We start from the raw sequence: 1,223 nt of genomic DNA, 5'->3' as shown, positions 1-1,223 counted from the left end.
ACGACGCCGTGCTGGTGCGCGGCGAGCGCCCGATCGCGGACCAGCTCGCCGAGGCGGCCCCGGAAGGCATCGACGTCCTGCTGGACATGGTCGGCGGCGAGCAGCTGACAGCGGCCGTCGACGCCGCCCGCCCGGGCGCGCGGTTCGCGCTGATCGGCGCGCTCGCCGGACAGTTCGACCCGGCCCGCCGCGGTGCCAGCGCGCCCGCCGTGGTGGACAGCTTCCGGCTGCTCGTCCGCGACGCCACCGTCCACGGCATCGCCGGCCAGCGCTACCAGGACCTGGACCCGGAATGGCGCGAGCGGCTCGCCGGCTGGCTGCGGTCCGGTGAACTGGCCGTCCCCCGGACCGTCCTGACGGGCATCGAACAGGCACCCGGAGCGTTGTCCCGGCTGATCGAGGGCGACCTCTTCGGCGCGCTGATCGTGGAACTGCGGGACTGACGCACACACGGAGGACGGATGGCGGGCCGGATGAGGATCGGCGACGCGGCGGCAGCCGCCGGCACCACGCCCAGGGCACTGCGCTTCTACGAGCAGCGCGGACTGCTCCCGCCCGCCGTCCGGAGCGCCTCCGGCCAGCGCGAGTACGGGCCGGAGGCCGTGACCAGGGTGCGGGTCATCCGCGCCCTGCTGGCGCTCGGCCTCACCGTGGACGACCTGGCCAGCCGGACCCACCGGCTGGACCTGCTCGCCGAGGACCCTCCGCGCAGCTGCGCCTCCGACGGGGACTTCGGGCCGGACACCTTCGCCCCGGTGGTCGAGCGGCGGCTCGCCGCGCTGGACGCGGAGATCGCCCGGCTGACCCGGCTGCGCGAGGCCCTGGCCCGCCACACCGGGACGGAGGCCGGTCCGCAGCTCTCGCGCCAGTAGTGCCGGGCGCGGCGGCGGGTCCACCGGGCGTTCGGGTGATCCTGCGGTGCGGCGCTGATCGTGCGTGGGCGATCGGCGCTAGGAAGTGCAGGACCGCACCGCGCCGGCGGCCCGTGGGCCGCCGGCCCCACGAAAGGAGTCCCCGGCGTGGCCGTCCCCACCACGTTCGACCATCGGGTGAAGAGCTACAGCCTGCCGCACGCGTACTGGCTGGCCAGGGCCGCCGACCTGGCCTACAAGGACAAGGACACCATCGAGCGGCAGGCCCGCGACTGGGGCTTCACCGAGGTGCGGCACCACGAGAGCAAGTTCGTCCCGCCCTTCCCGCTCCAGGACACCCAGGCCTTCACC

2 protein-coding genes and 1 pseudogene are annotated in these 1,223 nt (G+C 75.1%); all 3 read left to right on the top strand.

What is annotated here, in order from left to right:
• The coding region (locus VR45_RS18725) for a zinc-binding dehydrogenase (protein ID WP_045940939.1) at positions 1-443 on the top strand (443 nt) is incomplete at its 5' end.
• A 30-nt stretch (positions 444-473) separates the two neighbouring features.
• Entirely contained in the window at positions 474-872 is a 399-nt protein-coding gene (locus VR45_RS18720) for a MerR family transcriptional regulator (RefSeq protein ID WP_045940938.1), read from the top strand.
• 147 nt (positions 873-1,019) lie between these two features.
• Positions 1,020-1,223 (top strand): annotated as a pseudogene (locus VR45_RS18715) (lipase family protein); the annotation flags it as partial.

Source organism: Streptomyces sp. NRRL S-495 (assembly GCF_000966955.1).
In the GTDB taxonomy this organism is placed as follows: Bacteria; Actinomycetota; Actinomycetes; order Streptomycetales; family Streptomycetaceae; genus Kitasatospora; species Kitasatospora purpeofusca.
This window is presented reverse-complemented; position numbering and strand designations above follow the sequence as displayed.

What these genes read in the sequence shown, in the direction of transcription:
- VR45_RS18720 (WP_045940938.1), top strand. Translation starts at nt 474, where the DNA reads ATGAGGATCGGCGACGCGGCGGCAGCCGCCGGCACCACGCCCAGGGCA.